Origin of the sequence: Brevibacillus laterosporus (genome assembly GCF_030489605.1) — a bacterium.
In the GTDB taxonomy this organism is placed as follows: domain Bacteria; phylum Bacillota; class Bacilli; order Brevibacillales; family Brevibacillaceae; genus Brevibacillus_B; species Brevibacillus_B laterosporus_E.
Genome location: NZ_JAUKFY010000011.1, coordinates 100,032 through 117,204, shown reverse-complemented (window position 1 = coordinate 117,204; position 17,173 = coordinate 100,032). Strand labels below are relative to the sequence as shown.

At 41.9% G+C, this 17,173-nt stretch carries 16 protein-coding genes; 7 read left to right on the top strand and 9 right to left on the bottom strand.

Annotated features, from left to right (window positions below; all coding sequences use genetic code 11):
- Positions 1–91: 91 nt before the first annotated feature.
- The 5 genes from QZ995_RS13790 to QZ995_RS13770 form a co-directional block, all read right to left on the bottom strand.
- Entirely contained in the window at positions 92–1,201 is a 1,110-nt protein-coding gene (locus QZ995_RS13790; protein ID WP_301807801.1) for a YdcF family protein, read from the bottom strand.
- Positions 1,202–1,528: 327 nt separating this feature from the next.
- Positions 1,529–3,175, bottom strand: a complete 1,647-nt coding sequence (locus tag QZ995_RS13785) for an esterase/lipase family protein (RefSeq protein WP_301807798.1) — start codon at positions 3,173–3,175, stop codon at positions 1,529–1,531.
- A gap of 230 nt (positions 3,176–3,405) precedes the next feature.
- The gene (locus QZ995_RS13780) at positions 3,406–4,404 is read right to left on the bottom strand and encodes a hypothetical protein (protein WP_301807796.1); all 999 of its coding nucleotides are present in this window, start codon (positions 4,402–4,404) and stop codon (positions 3,406–3,408) included.
- A complete protein-coding gene (locus QZ995_RS13775; RefSeq protein WP_301807794.1) occupies positions 4,382–4,954 on the bottom strand; it encodes an RNA polymerase sigma factor in 573 nt (190 codons plus the stop codon). The genes QZ995_RS13780 and QZ995_RS13775 overlap by 23 nt, the downstream gene beginning before the upstream one ends.
- A gap of 358 nt (positions 4,955–5,312) precedes the next feature.
- Positions 5,313–5,909 carry a phosphatidylglycerophosphatase A family protein gene (locus QZ995_RS13770; RefSeq protein WP_301807793.1) on the bottom strand — a complete coding sequence of 199 codons (597 nt, stop codon included), beginning with the start codon at positions 5,907–5,909 and terminating at the stop codon, positions 5,313–5,315.
- Between the two features lie 254 nt (positions 5,910–6,163).
- Here QZ995_RS13770 and QZ995_RS13765 point away from each other — a divergent pair, with 254 nt between their 5' ends.
- Complete coding sequence (locus tag QZ995_RS13765) at positions 6,164–6,892, top strand: alpha/beta hydrolase (RefSeq protein WP_301807791.1); 729 nt, start codon at positions 6,164–6,166, stop codon at positions 6,890–6,892.
- Between the two features lie 31 nt (positions 6,893–6,923).
- Here QZ995_RS13765 and QZ995_RS13760 read toward each other — a convergent pair whose 3' ends face one another.
- On the bottom strand, positions 6,924–7,091 hold the full coding sequence (locus QZ995_RS13760; RefSeq protein WP_301807790.1) for a hypothetical protein: 168 nt from the start codon (positions 7,089–7,091) through the stop codon (positions 6,924–6,926).
- A gap of 143 nt (positions 7,092–7,234) precedes the next feature.
- On the opposite strand from QZ995_RS13760, the gene QZ995_RS13755 reads away from it, so the two are divergent.
- Together QZ995_RS13755 and QZ995_RS13750 are read left to right on the top strand one after the other, a co-directional pair.
- Positions 7,235–7,741, top strand: a complete 507-nt coding sequence (locus QZ995_RS13755; RefSeq protein ID WP_301807787.1) for a 2'-5' RNA ligase family protein — start codon at positions 7,235–7,237, stop codon at positions 7,739–7,741.
- 145 nt (positions 7,742–7,886) lie between these two features.
- Positions 7,887–8,330: a GNAT family N-acetyltransferase gene (locus tag QZ995_RS13750; RefSeq protein WP_301807784.1), complete on the top strand. Its 444-nt coding sequence runs from the start codon at positions 7,887–7,889 to the stop codon at positions 8,328–8,330.
- Positions 8,331–8,404: 74 nt separating this feature from the next.
- On the opposite strand, the gene QZ995_RS13745 is transcribed toward QZ995_RS13750, so the two are convergent.
- Positions 8,405–9,256, bottom strand: coding sequence for a PHP domain-containing protein (locus QZ995_RS13745; protein ID WP_301807782.1), 852 nt, complete (start codon positions 9,254–9,256; stop codon positions 8,405–8,407).
- 157 nt (positions 9,257–9,413) lie between these two features.
- Between QZ995_RS13745 and QZ995_RS13740 the strand changes: the two genes are divergently transcribed.
- The 3 genes from QZ995_RS13740 to QZ995_RS13730 all read left to right on the top strand — a co-directional run bounded on the left by QZ995_RS13740 (position 9,414) and on the right by QZ995_RS13730 (position 14,512).
- The gene (locus QZ995_RS13740; protein WP_301807777.1) at positions 9,414–9,779 is read left to right on the top strand and encodes a hypothetical protein; all 366 of its coding nucleotides are present in this window, start codon (positions 9,414–9,416) and stop codon (positions 9,777–9,779) included.
- A 902-nt stretch (positions 9,780–10,681) separates the two neighbouring features.
- Positions 10,682–12,058 carry a hemolysin family protein gene (locus QZ995_RS13735; protein WP_301807774.1) on the top strand — a complete coding sequence of 459 codons (1,377 nt, stop codon included), beginning with the start codon at positions 10,682–10,684 and terminating at the stop codon, positions 12,056–12,058.
- Positions 12,059–12,118: 60 nt separating this feature from the next.
- Positions 12,119–14,512, top strand: coding sequence for a UvrD-helicase domain-containing protein (locus tag QZ995_RS13730; protein ID WP_301807771.1), 2,394 nt, complete (start codon positions 12,119–12,121; stop codon positions 14,510–14,512).
- A gap of 116 nt (positions 14,513–14,628) precedes the next feature.
- Here the strand turns inward: QZ995_RS13730 and fabI are convergent, their stop codons facing one another.
- Both fabI and QZ995_RS13720 read right to left on the bottom strand, forming a co-directional pair.
- Complete coding sequence (fabI, locus tag QZ995_RS13725) at positions 14,629–15,402, bottom strand: enoyl-ACP reductase FabI (protein ID WP_301807768.1); 774 nt, start codon at positions 15,400–15,402, stop codon at positions 14,629–14,631.
- A 93-nt stretch (positions 15,403–15,495) separates the two neighbouring features.
- Positions 15,496–16,218, bottom strand: a complete 723-nt coding sequence (locus QZ995_RS13720) for a ZIP family metal transporter (RefSeq protein WP_301807766.1) — start codon at positions 16,216–16,218, stop codon at positions 15,496–15,498.
- A 319-nt stretch (positions 16,219–16,537) separates the two neighbouring features.
- Between QZ995_RS13720 and QZ995_RS13715 the strand changes: the two genes are divergently transcribed.
- On the top strand, positions 16,538–17,173 hold the full coding sequence (locus QZ995_RS13715) for a hypothetical protein (protein WP_301807763.1): 636 nt from the start codon (positions 16,538–16,540) through the stop codon (positions 17,171–17,173).

Below are 17,173 nucleotides of genomic sequence, written 5' to 3'. Positions count from 1 at the left end.
ATGTCCAATTCTGTTTTGCAGCATCAGCATTACTCTACTAATAAAAGTCTCAGATTATATTAAATAGCTTACAATAAGTGAAAAATAAAGCCTAACGCTGCATACCAGGGTACGCCCAAATTCCGCTTGTTCTCAATAAATCACGATAAATAACTAACTGCTCATCCTTTGTTACTTTATGGGCTTCTTCCAAGGATTTATAATCTAGATATACCATATTGGTGATGTTGCGATCGTTCTTTTTACCTAATTGCTTCGCATAATGCTCGCTCGCTTCTTTAAACACACTTAATCCACGACGCATATGACTTGCACTGGATACCAGTGTCATATCCTTTAAGCCTTCACGCTCCATGATTGCAATGGAAAAAAGCGCATTTTCAACGGTATCAGTTGCTTTGTTATCTAATAGAATGCGGCTCTTATCAATACCTTGCTCCATGAGCCATTTGCTCATAGCGTCCGCTTCCGTTACACCCTTTTTCGGTACCCCGCCGCTCACGATAATTTTAGAATGTGGATACTGCTTTGCTAGAGCAAGCCCTGCTTTTAGACGTTCAATTAATGGCTCTCGCATGGTTCCATCCTCTGCTAGCGCATAGCCTAGAATGACGATGGCATGATCTTTTTGCGGCAAGCCTTTTGGTACGTCCTTGTTAAAAACAGTCTGCATATATGCTTCAGCAGAGGCAAGCTTTGCTGCGTACTCGTTTGCTTTTTTCTCATCTAATTTCTTTAATTTAGCCATTTGAGCATCATATGTTTTGGTATCGCCATTCACCTTGGAATAAACACCGTATAATAAATTAGCATTAAAATTAGTAGGGTCAAGATTCAGGATTTGCTTATAGGTCTCTAATGCTTCAGGAAGCTTCTTTTGAATGATTTGAGTAGAAGCAAGTCCGAATTTCAGGTCATTATCAAAAGGGTCAAGCATAGTCGCTTCTAAGTAAGCGTTTTCAACAACATCGTATTTTCCTTTTAGGGTAATCCCCTTAAAAATCTCCGCTTCTGCTTTCTTTAAATCTCCGCCGTGCCAGTAATAGTACATCGCTGTTTCTTTTAGCTGGTTAATACGGTAGCTTGTAGGCTCATCATTTTTTACAGTAGTGGTACTTGGGTTCGCGAATACACTAGACGTTGTTACCAAGGATGCTGCTAGAATTACACTAGCTAGTAATTTTTTGTTGCGTAACACCATAAAAAATTCCTCCTTATGAGCAGCTCTATGTTGTTAGGTTAATCAGAAGTACGGGTTTGCACGATCCCTCATGCCTAAGGAAAATGGCTTTCATAAGCAAAAAAGCATGAACTAAAAAGGTAGCAGAAATCATTCCCTTCGCACCCTTTAGCTCATGCCTAGTCGTACTAGTAACACGCGTATAACTGATTTTCATTTTTGTATAATGAATAATACCACACAATGTAAGCGCATACAATACAGTATTTCTTTTTTACTAAAAATATCATAATTGTGCCATTCCTCTATTCTTGTAACGTAATACGAAAAATTTATTACAAAATGCACCTATAGCTCTTCCTCTGTATCCTCATCTACGACCGCAAAATTATACCAGACCGACCGTGAAAACTCTTCCCCCAATTCATTAACCCCAGTGATTTCTAAGCAAATGTTGTAAATCCCTGGTCTCCGAGGAGCTTTAAAAGTTCCTTGAATCTCATCGTCCTTTTCCTTAATTTTCAGATAATCATCTGCAGCCAAAAGCTGTCTATTCTTTGTTTCAACCATGCTAACATTAGCAATTGCCTGTTTCTTAATAGTAGCTTCAGGTAATTCGACTCGGATTTCTCCTCGCTCACCCGGTTCATAGATTTTTTTCTTACTTACTACTTCCATTGGTTGTTCACTTTCCACCTGAGCAAACATAAAGTAGGCGTCGTTTTTCCCAGACGCAACAAGCTTCCATTTCCCTTTTTCCGGATCATCAATTTTAAATCCATGATGGATCGCACTTGCAAACAGTTCCTGAGACTCGTCCCCATCCACGTCAGTATCAAAGTCAAAGTCACTGTCTCCTAGTTTCTTTGGCGTATACTCCTTGCCTGATGGGCTAATCAGTTTAACTTTTGTCTTTTCATTCGCTGTCATAACATCTACCATCATCTGACTGACTCCGCTTTCCAATAGGAAGGTATCCTGCGTTTTTCCTTTAATTTTACCGCCTCTTACAATTGTATTGCTCACGATTGAGGCTGGCGTGTTTTCCTCCTCGTTCAATTGATATTCTCTGTCTATTTCCGGCGCAAAATTGGGTTGTAGTTCTTTCGCACTTTTGCTTATATTCGATTCTACTTCTGACCATACGTGTTTAGCATCGGTAATAGCTGTATGAGAGATGTTTTTCTTAAAGGCTTTAATTCCATAGGGTAAGCCAAAAGCGGAATCAACGGTAACGGCTCCATCGTCTTCACCTGGTAAAACAGCATGGGCAAACCAATACTTTGTAAATACGCCATCATCCCCTGTACCTGCTGCCATATAGGTTCTGGTTTTGCTGATATCCCTATGATTATCTGTTTGCTTGCGGAAATTAGCCATGTAGGAGGTTTGTAAGGAGTATACTGCATCATCTTTTTTGCCTAGAATTTCGGCGAGCCAGGAGAACCACGAGGAATAGGCTAAGTCTGCCAGCTCAGAGCCTTTATTAGGGGTAGCAAGCTGATGAACCGTATGAACATAAGGAGCCGCACCATAATGGATAAGAGCTGCTTGTGTATCAACGCCGCCTTTAGAATGAGCTACAATTGCGATTTGTTTTACGTTGTAATAATCGGCTACTTTTTTAATCACTTCAGCCAGCTTTTCTCCATTGGTATACATGTTGCCGCCATTACCATCAGCATCTCTTAATTGCACAAAAGCAGTGCGGTACCCCGAGTTGTAGGCTGCTTCATATAATCCGCCGTCTCGATAAAACTTTTTGTAGGTAGCGTGAAGTCCTTGAACGAATAAAATGACAGGCTTGTCCGGCGAAGCGTTAGGCGGAATAGCTCCCGTATACCAATCACCAAAAGCACCATGGGGATTCTCGTCATGCAGAGTAGGGGCAGGGGCGGCGGCTAAGGCTTTGCTAGAAAACATAGCACTAGGCAGTAGTAAACTAGAAGTTAGAGTAATACAAATTACAGCATGATACAGCTTAGATATGCGCATTAATTTTCACTCCTCATTCATAATGTCACCTTAATTTACATATTCTACCTTTTATCTGCGGTTGTCAATTATTTTTTGAATATTTAATCATAAATTCATGCTTTTTATTTTTTATTCATGTTTTCTCGTACAATCTCTTTTTTCTTTCATAGAGAAAACATTCTGTTTACATGCTTTACGCAAAAAAATATCCTGCTTCACCTTTACTGGTTAAGCAGGATGTTTTCGTTTTATTTTGCCGTTTGAAGGGTCTCTGCAGCTTTTATCAAGTCCTCTTTTGTAATATCTTTAGAGAACGTCCACACCGAATAGCCTAAACTCGTTCCGTTTTTGATCCAACTGATTCGTTTATGCATATCGCCATCAGGTGTTTTCATGGTTGTATAAGCTGCTTCATTATCCCCAATTTTTACTTTTTCAGCATGGTCGTGGTCTCCGCCTTCAGTGATCGGTTCGTTTTTTTTCAGATTTTCCCTATTCTGCACGTTCACCGAAATCTCACCTTTGGCTGACTTATAACGTACAAAGGTCTGATCCAGAACCTCACTCATTTTAACTTCATGCACGACATATTCTTTATGATTTTTCTCTGCTTCTTCCTTCATCGCCTTAGCATCATAGTTCTGCACTGGTTTAAAATGCACAAATGCTTCCTGGAAGCCGAACCCACCTGCAAGCTCCGCAGGCATAATAAGCTGTTTGCCCAGCTTTTCCTGCAGATTCTTGTGGTTGGTCAGTTCGTATGGTTTTGCCACTACATCTATATTAGGGTGTTTGCCCTCGATATATGTCATTTTTGATGACTCATCAATAAACTTAGGTACCGTATAAATAGCTACTGCCTTACCTTCCTCAACACCTTGTAGAACCTTATTTACAATATCACTGATGCGTTTTAACTCTTTCTTCTTTTTATCGAGCCAATCAAGCTCCTTTGGAGTTAATTTCTCTAACATCTGCTGTTGATTCGGCAATTTAGAAACTTCATAGGCCACCTCTCCTTTGTCATTTTTCAACTGTAGAGCCTCTACAGCCGCAAACACGGACGAAGCCCCCACCAATAAACCAACTGCTAGAAAGAATCCGATTTTCTTTTTCACTTTAACTACCTCCGCTTGTTTTTGTTTCGCGTAAATGGCATCCAATACTTTTTCTGTTACGTCGACATGTGGGACTTTCTTTGAATGTAACAGCTCCTTCATCTCGCTAGACGGATCTCTGTCCTTCATTGATAATCCCTCCTGTCCTGTTTAAATAGCGCTTGCACTTTTTCAAAATTCGCTCGTATTGCTTACGCAGTGCAGCAGTTTTTTTGTTGGTCAATTCAGAAATCTCTTCATAGCTTTTTTCTTCTAGCACTCGTAAAATCATGATGTTTCGTTCGTCTGTCGATAGCTTGTTCCATACCTTTTGCAACGGTTCACTCAAATAATTTTGTTCAATTTTCTCCTCTACATAATTTCGACCGTCGTTCTCCGAATGATAGAGAAACGGAAGCAAGCGTCTCATTTTCTTACGCTTCAACACGTTAACGCAGTGATTGTAAGCAATTCTATAGAGCCAGGCAGAAAACGATTGTGAATAGGTGTATTGGTCCAGATGTTCATAAGCCTTAAGGAAAACATCTTGTACAGCATCCTCAGCCTCCTGCGTATGATCAAGCATATGATAACAGTAGCGAAAGATCTGCTGTTGAAAGCGGTTGATAAGAACGCCATACTTCTCAATCGAACCATTTTTTACTTCTTCTAATAATCGTTCCACGTCCTCCTTTTCCAACGTTCATCCTCCCTTCAATAGATGTAACAAATAAACCTGTCGTATTGTGACACTTTTTTTATTGGTATACGTTCATGAACAAGGTGGAAGGACAAAATTGGTAGCTGCTATTAAGCTAGATGCCCCCACTTATAACTAGCAGCTAGCCCTAGATAATAAGGAGGAAAACTGAATATTTATTTTGATTTACATTTTGAAAAGTCAGCTTCTATCACTGCTTTTGACAAATTCGCGTGAAGCACTGACTCTCCTCACAACAAAAAGCACCCTGCCAAAACTGGCCCAGGTGCTTCTACTTTTATCCTTCATGGGAGAAATTTTATACTCTCTACTCTCTTCAAAAGTAATACGTAATAGCTTATCCAGCCTGATCGGAAGCTGCTTGCTGGCCTGCCATTCCAATGTTGATTCGCAATTGATCGGATTCTTCTTTGTTTCTCGCCGCCTCTGTCTCTTCTTCATCACGCAGGCGGTGCGCCATTCGGCTTGATGCGTTAGCGGCTATGCTACACACCATGTCGTCCAGAAAGGTATTTACTTTCCCTTCTGTTTTATTATCCAGTTGTTTAATAATGCCAATTTTTTGTTTATCTAGATGCCCAAACGTTGTTACAGCAATACTGCCATAGCCAAAAACGGAACCAAGTGCCAATGTTTCATCACAACCAAAAAGACCCTCGTCACCTGCGATTATGGATTGCAAAGGTTCTGAAAGCAAACCTTTTTCAGCCAATTTATCCAGTTCGATGCCCACTAAAATGGCGTGTTGGATTTCACGTTTTTCCAAAACAGCCTGAACGCTTTCTATGCAAGCCTCCATGGCCAGAGTAGGATAATAGGGCGATTGCATCGCGTGTACAATTTCTGCAATAGCCTCAATGGATACTCCTCGTTCTGTCAAGCTGGCTAAAGCTGCATCTCTAACTTGTTTACTGTGTACCCTGTTGATTTTCATAAAGCCAACCTCCTTACACACATGAGTGGCAAAATAATGAATACATCTTATATAGTATCACATTCTGTGTGGGTTGCGACTCTCTGCACTGTTCGATCAGGCCGTCTTGCCCCCATTGGTTACCCGTTTCAAGCAAATCGCTGCTTTTTAGGCTTCATACAGCATGCTCTTCTAAAAGTTAAAGCCCATTTCCCTTTTGCCGTTCCCCTCCTCTATGCAGTAAAATACGATTATCTAGCAAAGGAGGTTATCCCATGTCTACTTCTCAGACTCCAAAAGGTAGCTTGTCAGAAGTGACTCTCGCTAGTCAGTATCTGGGCACCACGGAAACGCTGCTTATTTATACACCCCCCTTTTATTCACCGCTGTATTCTTATCCAGTCTTATACGCTCAGGACGGACGGGATTACTTGAGCTTGGGACGCCTGCCGGGTTTGCTTGACCGTATGCTGGATAAAAGGGAGATTCAGAATCTCATCGTGGTGTTTATTCCCGTTGAAAAGGAAAAAAGACGCTCACGCTGTCATCCTGATGGCGAGGAATTTGATGCCTATATACGCTTCATGGCAGAAGAAGTAGTACCGTATATGGATCAGCATTTTGCTACAGAGCCATTAAGTGGTGGACGGACACTGATCGGTGATTCACTAGGTGGTACGGTTTCCTTAGCGGCCGCTTTCCGTTATCCTCATACATTTGGTAATGTAGCCTCCCAGTCAGGAGCCCTGTATGAATCCTTTTATAGCTTAGCGGCAAATAGTCAGTCCTTTGGGCAATTATCTCTTTATCTGGAGATTGGCATCAAAGAAACGGCTGTCTCTACAAGCTCCGGAACGATTGATCTATTTACTCCACACCAACGCTTTGTAGAATTATTGCAACAAAAAAAGGCCACCTTTCACTTAGAAATAAGCGAAGGCGACCATACTTGGGAACATTGGCAAGCCCATCTGCCCCAGATTATTCGTTATTTTTACTCGTAGCAAAAAAGATAGATAAGCCCAAATGATAGCTCTATTCTCTAGTGGCAGGATCTGTCGGGTCACGTAATTGAGAGCGGGTAGCTCCATTGGTAATAACGGTTTTGTCGCTTTTAAGAATAGCCCAAAGCATCGTAAAGAGCAGTACAAGTAGCATCGCAATTCCTAAAAAAGCATACGTCATCAAAACAGCACTTTTCATATGTATCACCCCCTTTTCCAGTAGGGTTTCCTGAAAAAGGTAAGTATATACAAGGCAACTGCAACATTATACACCGAAAGAATTTTCTGTTAAAATAGAGAAAAGCGTTTAATGGGTATTTTATATGAGGAGGAGGGTTTCACATGAAATATAGTATCGTACTTTTCCCATCAAAAGAAGTGCAAGAAGTCGCTAACTCATACCGCAAACGGTACGACCCTGCCTATGCCTTGGTTCAGCCATATATCCGGTTAAAAGAGGCATTTGAAGCGGATGATACGCAGATTGCTACCTTGTCTGCTCAATTGGAAGACATCGCGAAATCAACCTCATCTTTTTCTATTAATTTCCACAGGGCTTCTACGTTCCATCCTACTACAAACGTTATTTTTCTATCCTTTCAGAACAAAGAAGCTGTTGAAAGCTTACATGCCAGCATTATGAGATACTTCGGTGATCATCAGGAAGAGTTTGCCTTCATCCCTCATCTGACCATAGGACGTGATTTAAGTGAGTCTGAATTAAAGGATGTTGTCGATCAATTGGGCATGATGAAATTCGATCTTCCTTCTGAAATAACAGAACTACATTTATTAAAAGAAGAAGTTGATGGTAAATGGTCAATTGTAAGAAGCTTTCCATTAGCCTAACTTGTTATTTTCAAACGAGATTGGATAAACAGGGCCATGCTCGTTATGGCCTTGTTTGCTTTTATAAACTGATTCGGGTGTATTACCAGCAACTAATCATCTATAGACCATAGATTACTCTTACTACATTTTGGAGGAAAGTCAGATGTATACAATTCGTCAAGTAACCACAGACAAAGAATTGCAAGATGCATTGCATGTGCGCCGTGTTGTTTTTATAGAAGAACAGCAGGTACCAGAGGAGCTGGAAATTGATAAGCACGATCAGCTCTCTGATCCAACCATACACGTTATAGCCTATCGAGATACCGAACCAGTAGCTACTGGGCGCCTTCGTTCTCCTGAAAAAGGAATGGGAAAAATGGAACGTGTTGCAGTTAAACAAGAAACCCGCGGGACAGGCCTTGGCCGCGAACTAATGATTCACCTGGAAAAAATCGCTGTCCAGCAAGGATACTCTGAGCTCAAGCTTTCGGCTCAGTTACACGCTCAGCCCTTTTATGAGAAATTGGGATATGTGGGTTACGGTGAAATTTTTGATGATGCCGGCATCGATCATATCATGATGAAGAAACAGTTGAGTAGATAGTGAACTATCCGCACAAAAAAACACGCGGGACAATCCTTTGCTCTCCTGCGTGTTTTTATTTTCATCTATATGATTTATTTTTGTTGTCGTAACGCTGCTAGTCTTCGCATTTTATAAACAGCATCACTAGATGTGCCATAGGCCCCCAGTGGTGCATGGAATGTCTGATTTCCACGGTATCCATGAAAATCAGATCCGCCCGTCACAATCAATCCATATTCTTCTGCTAATTGCCCATACACTGCCTTATCTTCTTCTGAATTGTCAGGGTGATTGATCTCGATGCCGTCCAGCCCATACACAATCAGCTCTTCTACCAATTCGTTGTTCTTATATAAGCCAGGATGAGCAATAACAGCCACACCACCAGCTTTCTTAATCATGTTGATTGCTTCTAATGGCTCGATCCGCTCTACATTTACATAAGCAGCGCCACCTTCTCCCAAATACTTCTGAAACGCATCATCAATCGATGTAGCAAGCCCTTTTACGACCAATTCCTCTGCAATGTGTGGACGACCTATATTTTTATCATCAGAGGTTTTGCGACGATAGACATCCTCTACCGTAATATCTACTCCAATCTCCTGAAGACGCGCAATCAATTTCAGATTACGCAGATGACGCACATCACGCAGCTGCGTTAATGCTTCATGGAAGGCTGGGTCTTCAAACGGAATAAAATAGCCAAGGATATGAATGTCCTTTCCCTCGTGAGCAGTACTAATTTCAACACCGGGCACCACTTCTACTCCTAGCTCAATCCCTTTTTGAATCGCTTCTGCTATTCCTGCTATTGTATCGTGGTCTGTAATAGCAACTGCGTTGAGGCCTGCCTCTTTAGCGAGCTGTACATTTTCTGCTGGTGTTGTTGTTCCATCAGATGCCAACGTATGGGTATGTAAATCACATGAAATCTCCATCATTAATCACCCCAATTTTAGAAAACTTAAACTTGATTTTACTTCCTTCTATAGATAAAACCTAAATGGCTCTTAATCTATAGAAAAAGCAGTCTGAAAAAATGAGCGCTTACATATAACTGAAGTTATAAACCGGAAAGTAAGCAAGGAGGGAGTCTTCGTGCAACTTGAATGTAACACTTTAGTAGGTATGATCCAGCCATTATGGTATGTAGAAAAAACGCTTTTAGAGCAAGGTTTTCATCGGAGCAAAAGCCAAGATTCACCCACCTATAACGCAATCATCTACGATTCATCAACAGGCATGACCTATAATCTGCGGATTCCCACCCGTCATACTGTCCCCAAGGAATGTGAAAAAGAGGAAACGATAAAAATTGGTTCTCCCTATTTAAAAATGAAGACGGCCTTACGAACATCCCAAGAAGATCTCTTGATTCCCCGGGCAATAAAGGCGGCAGCGGAACACAAACTGGCTGAAATCGCCGATTATTTAAGCAAACCTCATCAACAAACTGCTCAATAAGGCATTAAACCAGCTCTTTTATCATAACATAAACGAATTTCACTCTACATAGGCGGGGTGAATTTTAGCACATTTCACATCTATTTTATCAAGCAAGTATGTATCCGTTTTAAAGTAAAATAACAAAATGTTTTCTACGAAAGAAATACGAACCTTCCATGTGGATAAAAGACCAGTCCAATCTCCAGAAAACCATACGAAGTTAACCCAGCTAGACTTATTTTGTATGGTAATCTTCCTGTTTACAAATCTGTAGGCAACCTCTTTCATTTCTTACACGGTTCAGGTATGCATATGCTCCTATATTTAGGTAAATAGGTTCTAACCGTTATTGTTCGAATATAGCTTCTTTATAAACCGGCGTAAGCAATTTTAAATAAGAGCATCGCTGACAATCATGCTTGCCCAAAATCGAGCTGCATGTGAATATGTTTGTATAATGCCATACAAGGGCTGTGACAATTCGTCCAACCCTTTCTTTGCTTTTTGCCGTTATATATCCAAGACTAAATCAGTCAATCCTGCTCTGTTCTTTGTTATCACAATCCTAATGCCAACACACTCTACGGGCATCTAACGTTTTTGCTCACCATAGCTGGAGCATCTGCTCTCCATGCATAAAAATGGGGCAGAATGAATGAATACATGCATGATTTCCAGAAAAAAGGAGCCACAGCGATGCTTGGAGCTTTTTCCTGCCAAGATTAGAGATATCTGGTTTTGACTATCCAATTCTCCTGCTGGTATACTAATGTGTAAACTATATAAACTTTCTATTTTCCGTGGCATATAAATATGTCATCTTTTGTCCAAACGTTCATAATCTACAACATCATATATAAATTCAACGAAAGATGGAGGTGAGTTCTCCCTTTCTACAAGCTAGAAGGTGGAGAAACCATTTGGACAGTATACCGATAGATCCGTCGAACCTACTGTTAATAGCAGGCCAAGTATTTGTAGCTATCCTGTTGGTTCTTTTAAACGGATTTTTCGTTGCAGCCGAGTTTTCCTTGGTAAAAGTGCGTCAAACGCGCTTAACCCAATTGGTGAACGAAGGTAGCAAAAGCGCCGTTTACGCGCAAAAGGTAACACAACAACTAGACTCTTATTTATCCGCCTGCCAATTGGGGATTACACTCGCATCCTTGGCACTTGGCTGGGTCGGGGAACCAGTGATAGGCAATCTGATTGTCAAACCACTCCTTGGCCACTGGATTGCGTCTGAGGCTCTTTTACACTCCATTTCCATTGCGATTGCATTCGGTATTATTACCTTTTTGCACATCGTTCTTGGAGAATTGGCGCCAAAATCGGTCGCCATTCAAAAAGCGGAATCAACCTCACTGCTGGTTGCAGCTCCGCTCATGTTCTTCTACAAAATCAGTTATCCAATCATTTGGGTACTGAATGGTGCAGCAACCTTTTTATTGCGCCGTTTGGGCATTCAGCCAGTCTCCGAAAATGAGACAGCCCATACAGAAGAAGAAATTCGTTTGTTGGTAAATGAAAGTCACAAAAGCGGTCACATTGATGTCGAAGAAATGGAGCTTGTGGATAATGTTTTTGATTTCTCCGAACGTCTTGCACGTGAAATCATGATTCCACGAATTGACATGATCTGCTTATATGATGACAATACCTTTGAAGAAAACCTGCAAATGATTCGTGATCAACGCCATACGCGTTTTCCTGTCGCTCATAACGACAAAGACAGAATCATTGGTTTTGTGCATACTTCAGACTTCTATCTAGCAGCTCTCACAGAAGGCAAAGCTAATTTGCACGACTTTTTGCGTCCTATCTTAACGGTGCCGGAGTCCATGGAAGTGAGCCACGTTCTGCGACTGATGCAAAAGCGCCGTTCACAGATCGCGATCGTCATTGATGAATATGGTGGTACTGCCGGATTCATTACCATGGAAGATATCCTAGAAGAGATCGTAGGCGAAATTCAGGATGAATTTGATGCATTCGAGCGTCCTGAGATCGAGACCAAAGCGGAAAATATTTTATCTGTATCTGGTAAAACATTGCTTACCGACCTGAATGATATCTTGCCGATCGAGCTGGTTTCCGATGATGTGGATACAATTGCAGGTTGGGTATACAGCCAATTAAGTGAAGAAGTCGCGGCTGGGAAGTCTGTTCTCTATAATAACTTTAAGTTTACCATTACAGAATTCGAAAACCACCGTATAAATAGAATTGCCATTGAACAGCTTGAAGTAGAGCCAGCACAAGAAGATTCGTCTGGCGATATCCTATTGCAAGCCTGATAACTGGAATGTCCCTCTATCATTGAGGGACATTTCCGTTTGTATAGGAGTGAATATATATTGAATATTGCCAAGTACAATAATGAGTTGCTTTTGTTACGCAAAGACAACTATGCAAAGATTCCCACTTGGCGCATGTATGCGAAGCAAGGGGAACTCTCATGCCCTGTTTGCGGCCAACCTGTTCAAATTGTTGCTGGCATAAGCCGTAAGCCATTTTTTACTCATGTACATACTGCTCCCTGTTCACTAGACGAACTGGATAGTTACTTACAACAAGCGTTAGTCACTACAGAATTAGCAGCTACAAGCAGCAATAGTGCAGCTAAAGCCAAACAGTCTGCATCAGGTCTGGAATCTGTACAAGCCTCTGCTAATCACGATCAATCCAACGATGTCATAGTCGGTGGATTTCGGTTACCTAAAGGACGCAGCATTACGTCCCCAGCAACGGCTGTGACACAAGCGCCCGCAGCACCTGTTAAAAGCTTCCGTACCCTGATTGCACCCAAACAACGCACACAGGTATTGGAAGAGCGCTACCATTCGGACCTGCATCCTGCACAAGAGCAGGCTGTTACTTGTACCGAGGGGCCCTTATTAATTCTCGCAGGTGCTGGCAGTGGCAAAACTCGCGTTATGACTGCACGTACTGCCCATTTAATTACAAAGCTGAATATTGACCCGCGCTCGATCATGGTGGTCACCTTTACTACCAAAGCAGCCGGAGAAATTAAACATCGTTTAATAAAATCTTTGCCTTCCCATCAGGCATCATCCTTGATTGCTGGTACCTTCCATAGCTTATTTTACCGAATGCTATTATTTCATCAGCCTGATCGCTGGGATCAGCAACGTTTGTTAAAGCAAGAATGGCAAAAGCGTAAATTTTTACGTGAAACGGGCGCTATTGCACAGATGGAGAATCCGATAGTCAAGGAGTCGGATTTTGAGGCAGTCTTGAGTATCATAAGCCGTTGGAAAAATGAATATATCACCACTTCCGATGCCCAGCTATTGTCAGTGGACAGTCCGGAAGAAAAGCAAGCACAGGAGCTATACCCCCTTTATGAAAAACTAAAAAAACAGCATGGTTGGTTTGACTTTGATGATATGCTCATTGGCTGTTATGAAATGCTAAAAGACGATCCGCATATCTTGTCGTTGTATCAGGGACGCATCCGATACATTATGATTGATGAGTTCCAAGATATTAACCGTGTTCAATATGAAACAGTAAAGTTACTGGCTGCTCCTGAAAACAATCTCTGCGTAATCGGAGACGATGATCAGTCTATTTATGGCTTTCGAGGAAGTGACCCGCGCTATATTCTTGGTTTTACCGCTGACTATCCTAATGCAAAGACCATTTCATTAGAAGTAAACTATCGTTCTCGTTCTTCTATCGTAGGTCTTGGCTATTCCCTGATCGGGAACAATCGCACTCGCTGGAAAAAAGAACTAAAGTCTTTTCACCGGGAAGAAGGCTCTTGCTACCTCTTCCAGCCGGCGGATGAAGAGGAACAAGCATCCCGGATCGTGGATGAAATTAAGCTACGCATAGAAAATGGAGCTGAGCCTCACCAATTTGCGCTGTTGTTTCGTACCTACGAGTCTACACGCCCTTTACTAGAACGTCTGAGTGAGGCAGATATTCCGTTCTCCTTTACACGAGAGGACGAGCCTTTCTATACCAAGCAAGTGGTTCGCTGGGCACTCGGTTACCTGCGACTGGTGGTAGATCGTGAAAATGAATCAGCACTCCGAGAAATACTGCCTACGCTTTATCTCTCACCAACCATTTGGAACGATATTCGAAGTCAGTCAATCTTAAATAATTGTTCGCAGTTAACCGTGCTTCCCGAATTAACCCATCTAAAAACCTTTCAACGGGCGCAAATGCGTAAAGTAATAGATACGCTACATAGCTTATATAACGCTACTCCCGCTCATGCACTTGAAACAATTTATGAGGATCTTAAGCTACGTGATTACGTAAAAAAGCGTGATAAAGACCGGCCAGAACGGGATCGGGAACGCTCCACAGATGAATTGCGTCAATTATTGGTGTCAGCCAAACGTCATGCTAGCATTCTAGATTTTCTCATTTATATTGACGAGATGGTAAAAAAGGAAGCTGAATGGCGCAAGCAACCACAAAACAATCACAATGCCGTACAGATGTTAAGTATTCATCGAGCAAAGGGCTTAGAGTTCGATACTGTCTTCTTAGTGGATGTGGTAGAAGGAGCAATCCCTCATGATTTTGCTATGGATCAAGCACGCCAAGGAAACAAGGACGCTATCGAGGAAGAGCGTCGTCTTATGTACGTAGCTGTTACACGAGCAAGACATGATTTATTTATTGGTGTGCCAACTGAGAGATTCGGTCGAAAAACACGTATGTCCCGCTTTGTTTCGGAGATGGGGCGAGGAAAAAAAGAACCAGAATAGAACCATGTACGATAAAGAATCCCCCCTATGCTTGCCGGCATAATATTTTCGTTCTAAGAGCAGAACTGAACTTTACTTTCGCGGCACTCCATAGGGGGTTCTTTTAGTAGTATGGCTTATCGACCGATGATATTGTAGCCAGCGTCAACATGCAGTACTTCACCAGTAATACCACGAGACATATGGCTCATTAAGAATAAAGCAGTGTCGCCTACTTCTGTTTGATCAATCGTACGACGCAAAGGAGCCTTTTCCTCAATTTCTTTGATGATCGCATTAAAGCCGCTAATCCCTTTTGCAGCTAATGTACGGATTGGACCAGCAGAGATCGCATTTACGCGAATGTTATCTTTGCCAAGGTCACTTGCCAAATAACGTACACTCATATCGAGAGCCGCTTTTGCTACACCCATCACGTTGTAATTGGAGACTACACGCTCACCGCCAAGATATGTCAACGTAACAATACTACCGCCCTCTGTCATTAACGGACGAGCTTCGCGAGCTACGGCTACCAGAGAATACGCACTGATGTCATGTGCCAACGCAAATCCGTCACGGGAGGTATCAACGAATTCACCGCTTAGATCTTCCCCTTTAGCAAATGCGATACAGTGAGCGATGCCATGCAATACTCCTACTTTTTCTTTAATAGATTGGAATAATGCAGCTACCTCTTCATCCTTGGTCACATCGCAGTTGTACAATAGTTGCTCAGGCTGATCCAACGTTGCAGCCAAATCCTCTACATTCTTTTTCAATCGCTCTCCTTGATATGTGAAAATCAGGTTCGCTCCCGCTTTCGACAAGGATTGGGCAATTCCCCACGCGATACTGCGATGATTCGCTACACCCATAACCAAAATATTTTTACCTTGCAATAAATTCATATGTAAAAACCCCTTTCTTTCCCAACATACTCCAAACATTATAACTTATATTAGCTTGTTCTACGAGTTATCGCTAGTAGTTTGATTAGTCATTTAGTGAGTATGTGTATGAAAAAAGAGTGAAAAAACCATGTAAAGCAGCATAGATACACAAAAATAAAGGCTTAATTTAGGATAATTTCGATTTTGTATAAGAGGGACTAAGTGACTCGCTGCTACATATAAAAATACCCCCGCTGACAAAGCTAGTCCCGCACTCGTCCATGCTTCGGAAATCCATTGTCCGGCTAAGCGCAAGGTCATGGCTCCAAGAATGGTAGCCCCACATAAACCAAGCCCCCCAAGCAAGGCTATTCCACGTTTTCCTGTAGCTGCTAGTAATAGCGAGGATACCGTAATTCCATCAGGCAATCGGTGCAGAATAAGCGCTATGAGTAATGGAAAAGCAAGGCCTGCATCCTTATCCAATCCTGCTGCGATCGAAAAACCTTCAAAAAAGGCATGCATAAAAAATCCAAAGCTTATGCCGATCAGGTTATTCATATGTGGCCTTCCTTGGTCGTGTCGAATGCTTTCTAGTATGAATAGCAGCATAAAGCCTACCAATACCAGTGGCAAAAATTGATGTGCATCTTCTACCATTGCATGTGGCAGAAGATCCAAAACGGTTAAACTAAGTAAAATGCCGCCTCCTAGGCTAATCATCACAAATAATGCCTGCTCAGACCACTTTTTGCGGAAACAGATGGTAAAGCTACCAAGCAAACTAGCAGCGCAAACCAGTAACAACAGAATTGATATTGGAGGATGCCACATTTTTTCATGCCCTGCCTTCCTTATCCACAATCGGACAAACTGTTGATCTGATTCATTTTACGCGTACTGATAGATAGTTATGCTCCTCTGTTCTTGTCAAAGCTAGACATCCATCCCTACACTTGTCCAAATTCGCCGAAAGACCACTAGTTTTTAGAACCTTTGTCGATTGTCTTTTTCCGGGAAAAATAGGTGCTATAATACCTGTAGAAAATGGAATCGACATCTATTCAGAACGTCTTTGCCTTTGTCCTGTTGTATTAGCTGGTCACAAATGTCTAAAATCTGCTTTAAGGAATTACGATTGGAGAGTGATCACATGAAGCAAATGCTGCATACTTGGATGGCTTCTAAAGAAGTAGCGGAAAAGTTAGACCTGCATGTTCGCACCTTGCGCAATTGGCTAGACTTATTTGTACCGGCAAGCCAAAGACAAAAAAATCCACAAGGACATTATTTAATAAGCACAGATGGATTCACGCTGCTGCAAGAGGCAAAAAAACGCAAAGATTCCGGGAACAGCTCCCTGAAAGAGATTCAGCGGGACATGCTGGAAGAAGGCATCCTTCCTGTTGAAATCTTAGATAATGAAGTAGCAGCAAACGGGGAGACACAGGTTAGCGGCTCGAAAGCATTACCTAGTCAGCCTCTTACAAACGCCCTTCGAGAGGTTGAAATAACCGTACAGGATACACTCCTTCAATTCCAAAAAGAAATAAGTCAACTATCCACTTTGCCACAGCTGCAGGCTTCTATATTAGAAAAAATCGCTGAAATTGAAGATAAACAAGAGGCTCTTCGTTTAGAAATGCGCCGTGTGACGTTTGAAATGGATCTTATGCATCAGCGCCTGACACGTCGTAAACAACGCTCTAACCGCTATGAAAGCAGATGGTCACTTAATCCTTTTCGCTGGTTTACTCGCAGTAACAACCATAGAGTAATTTCAGAGTAA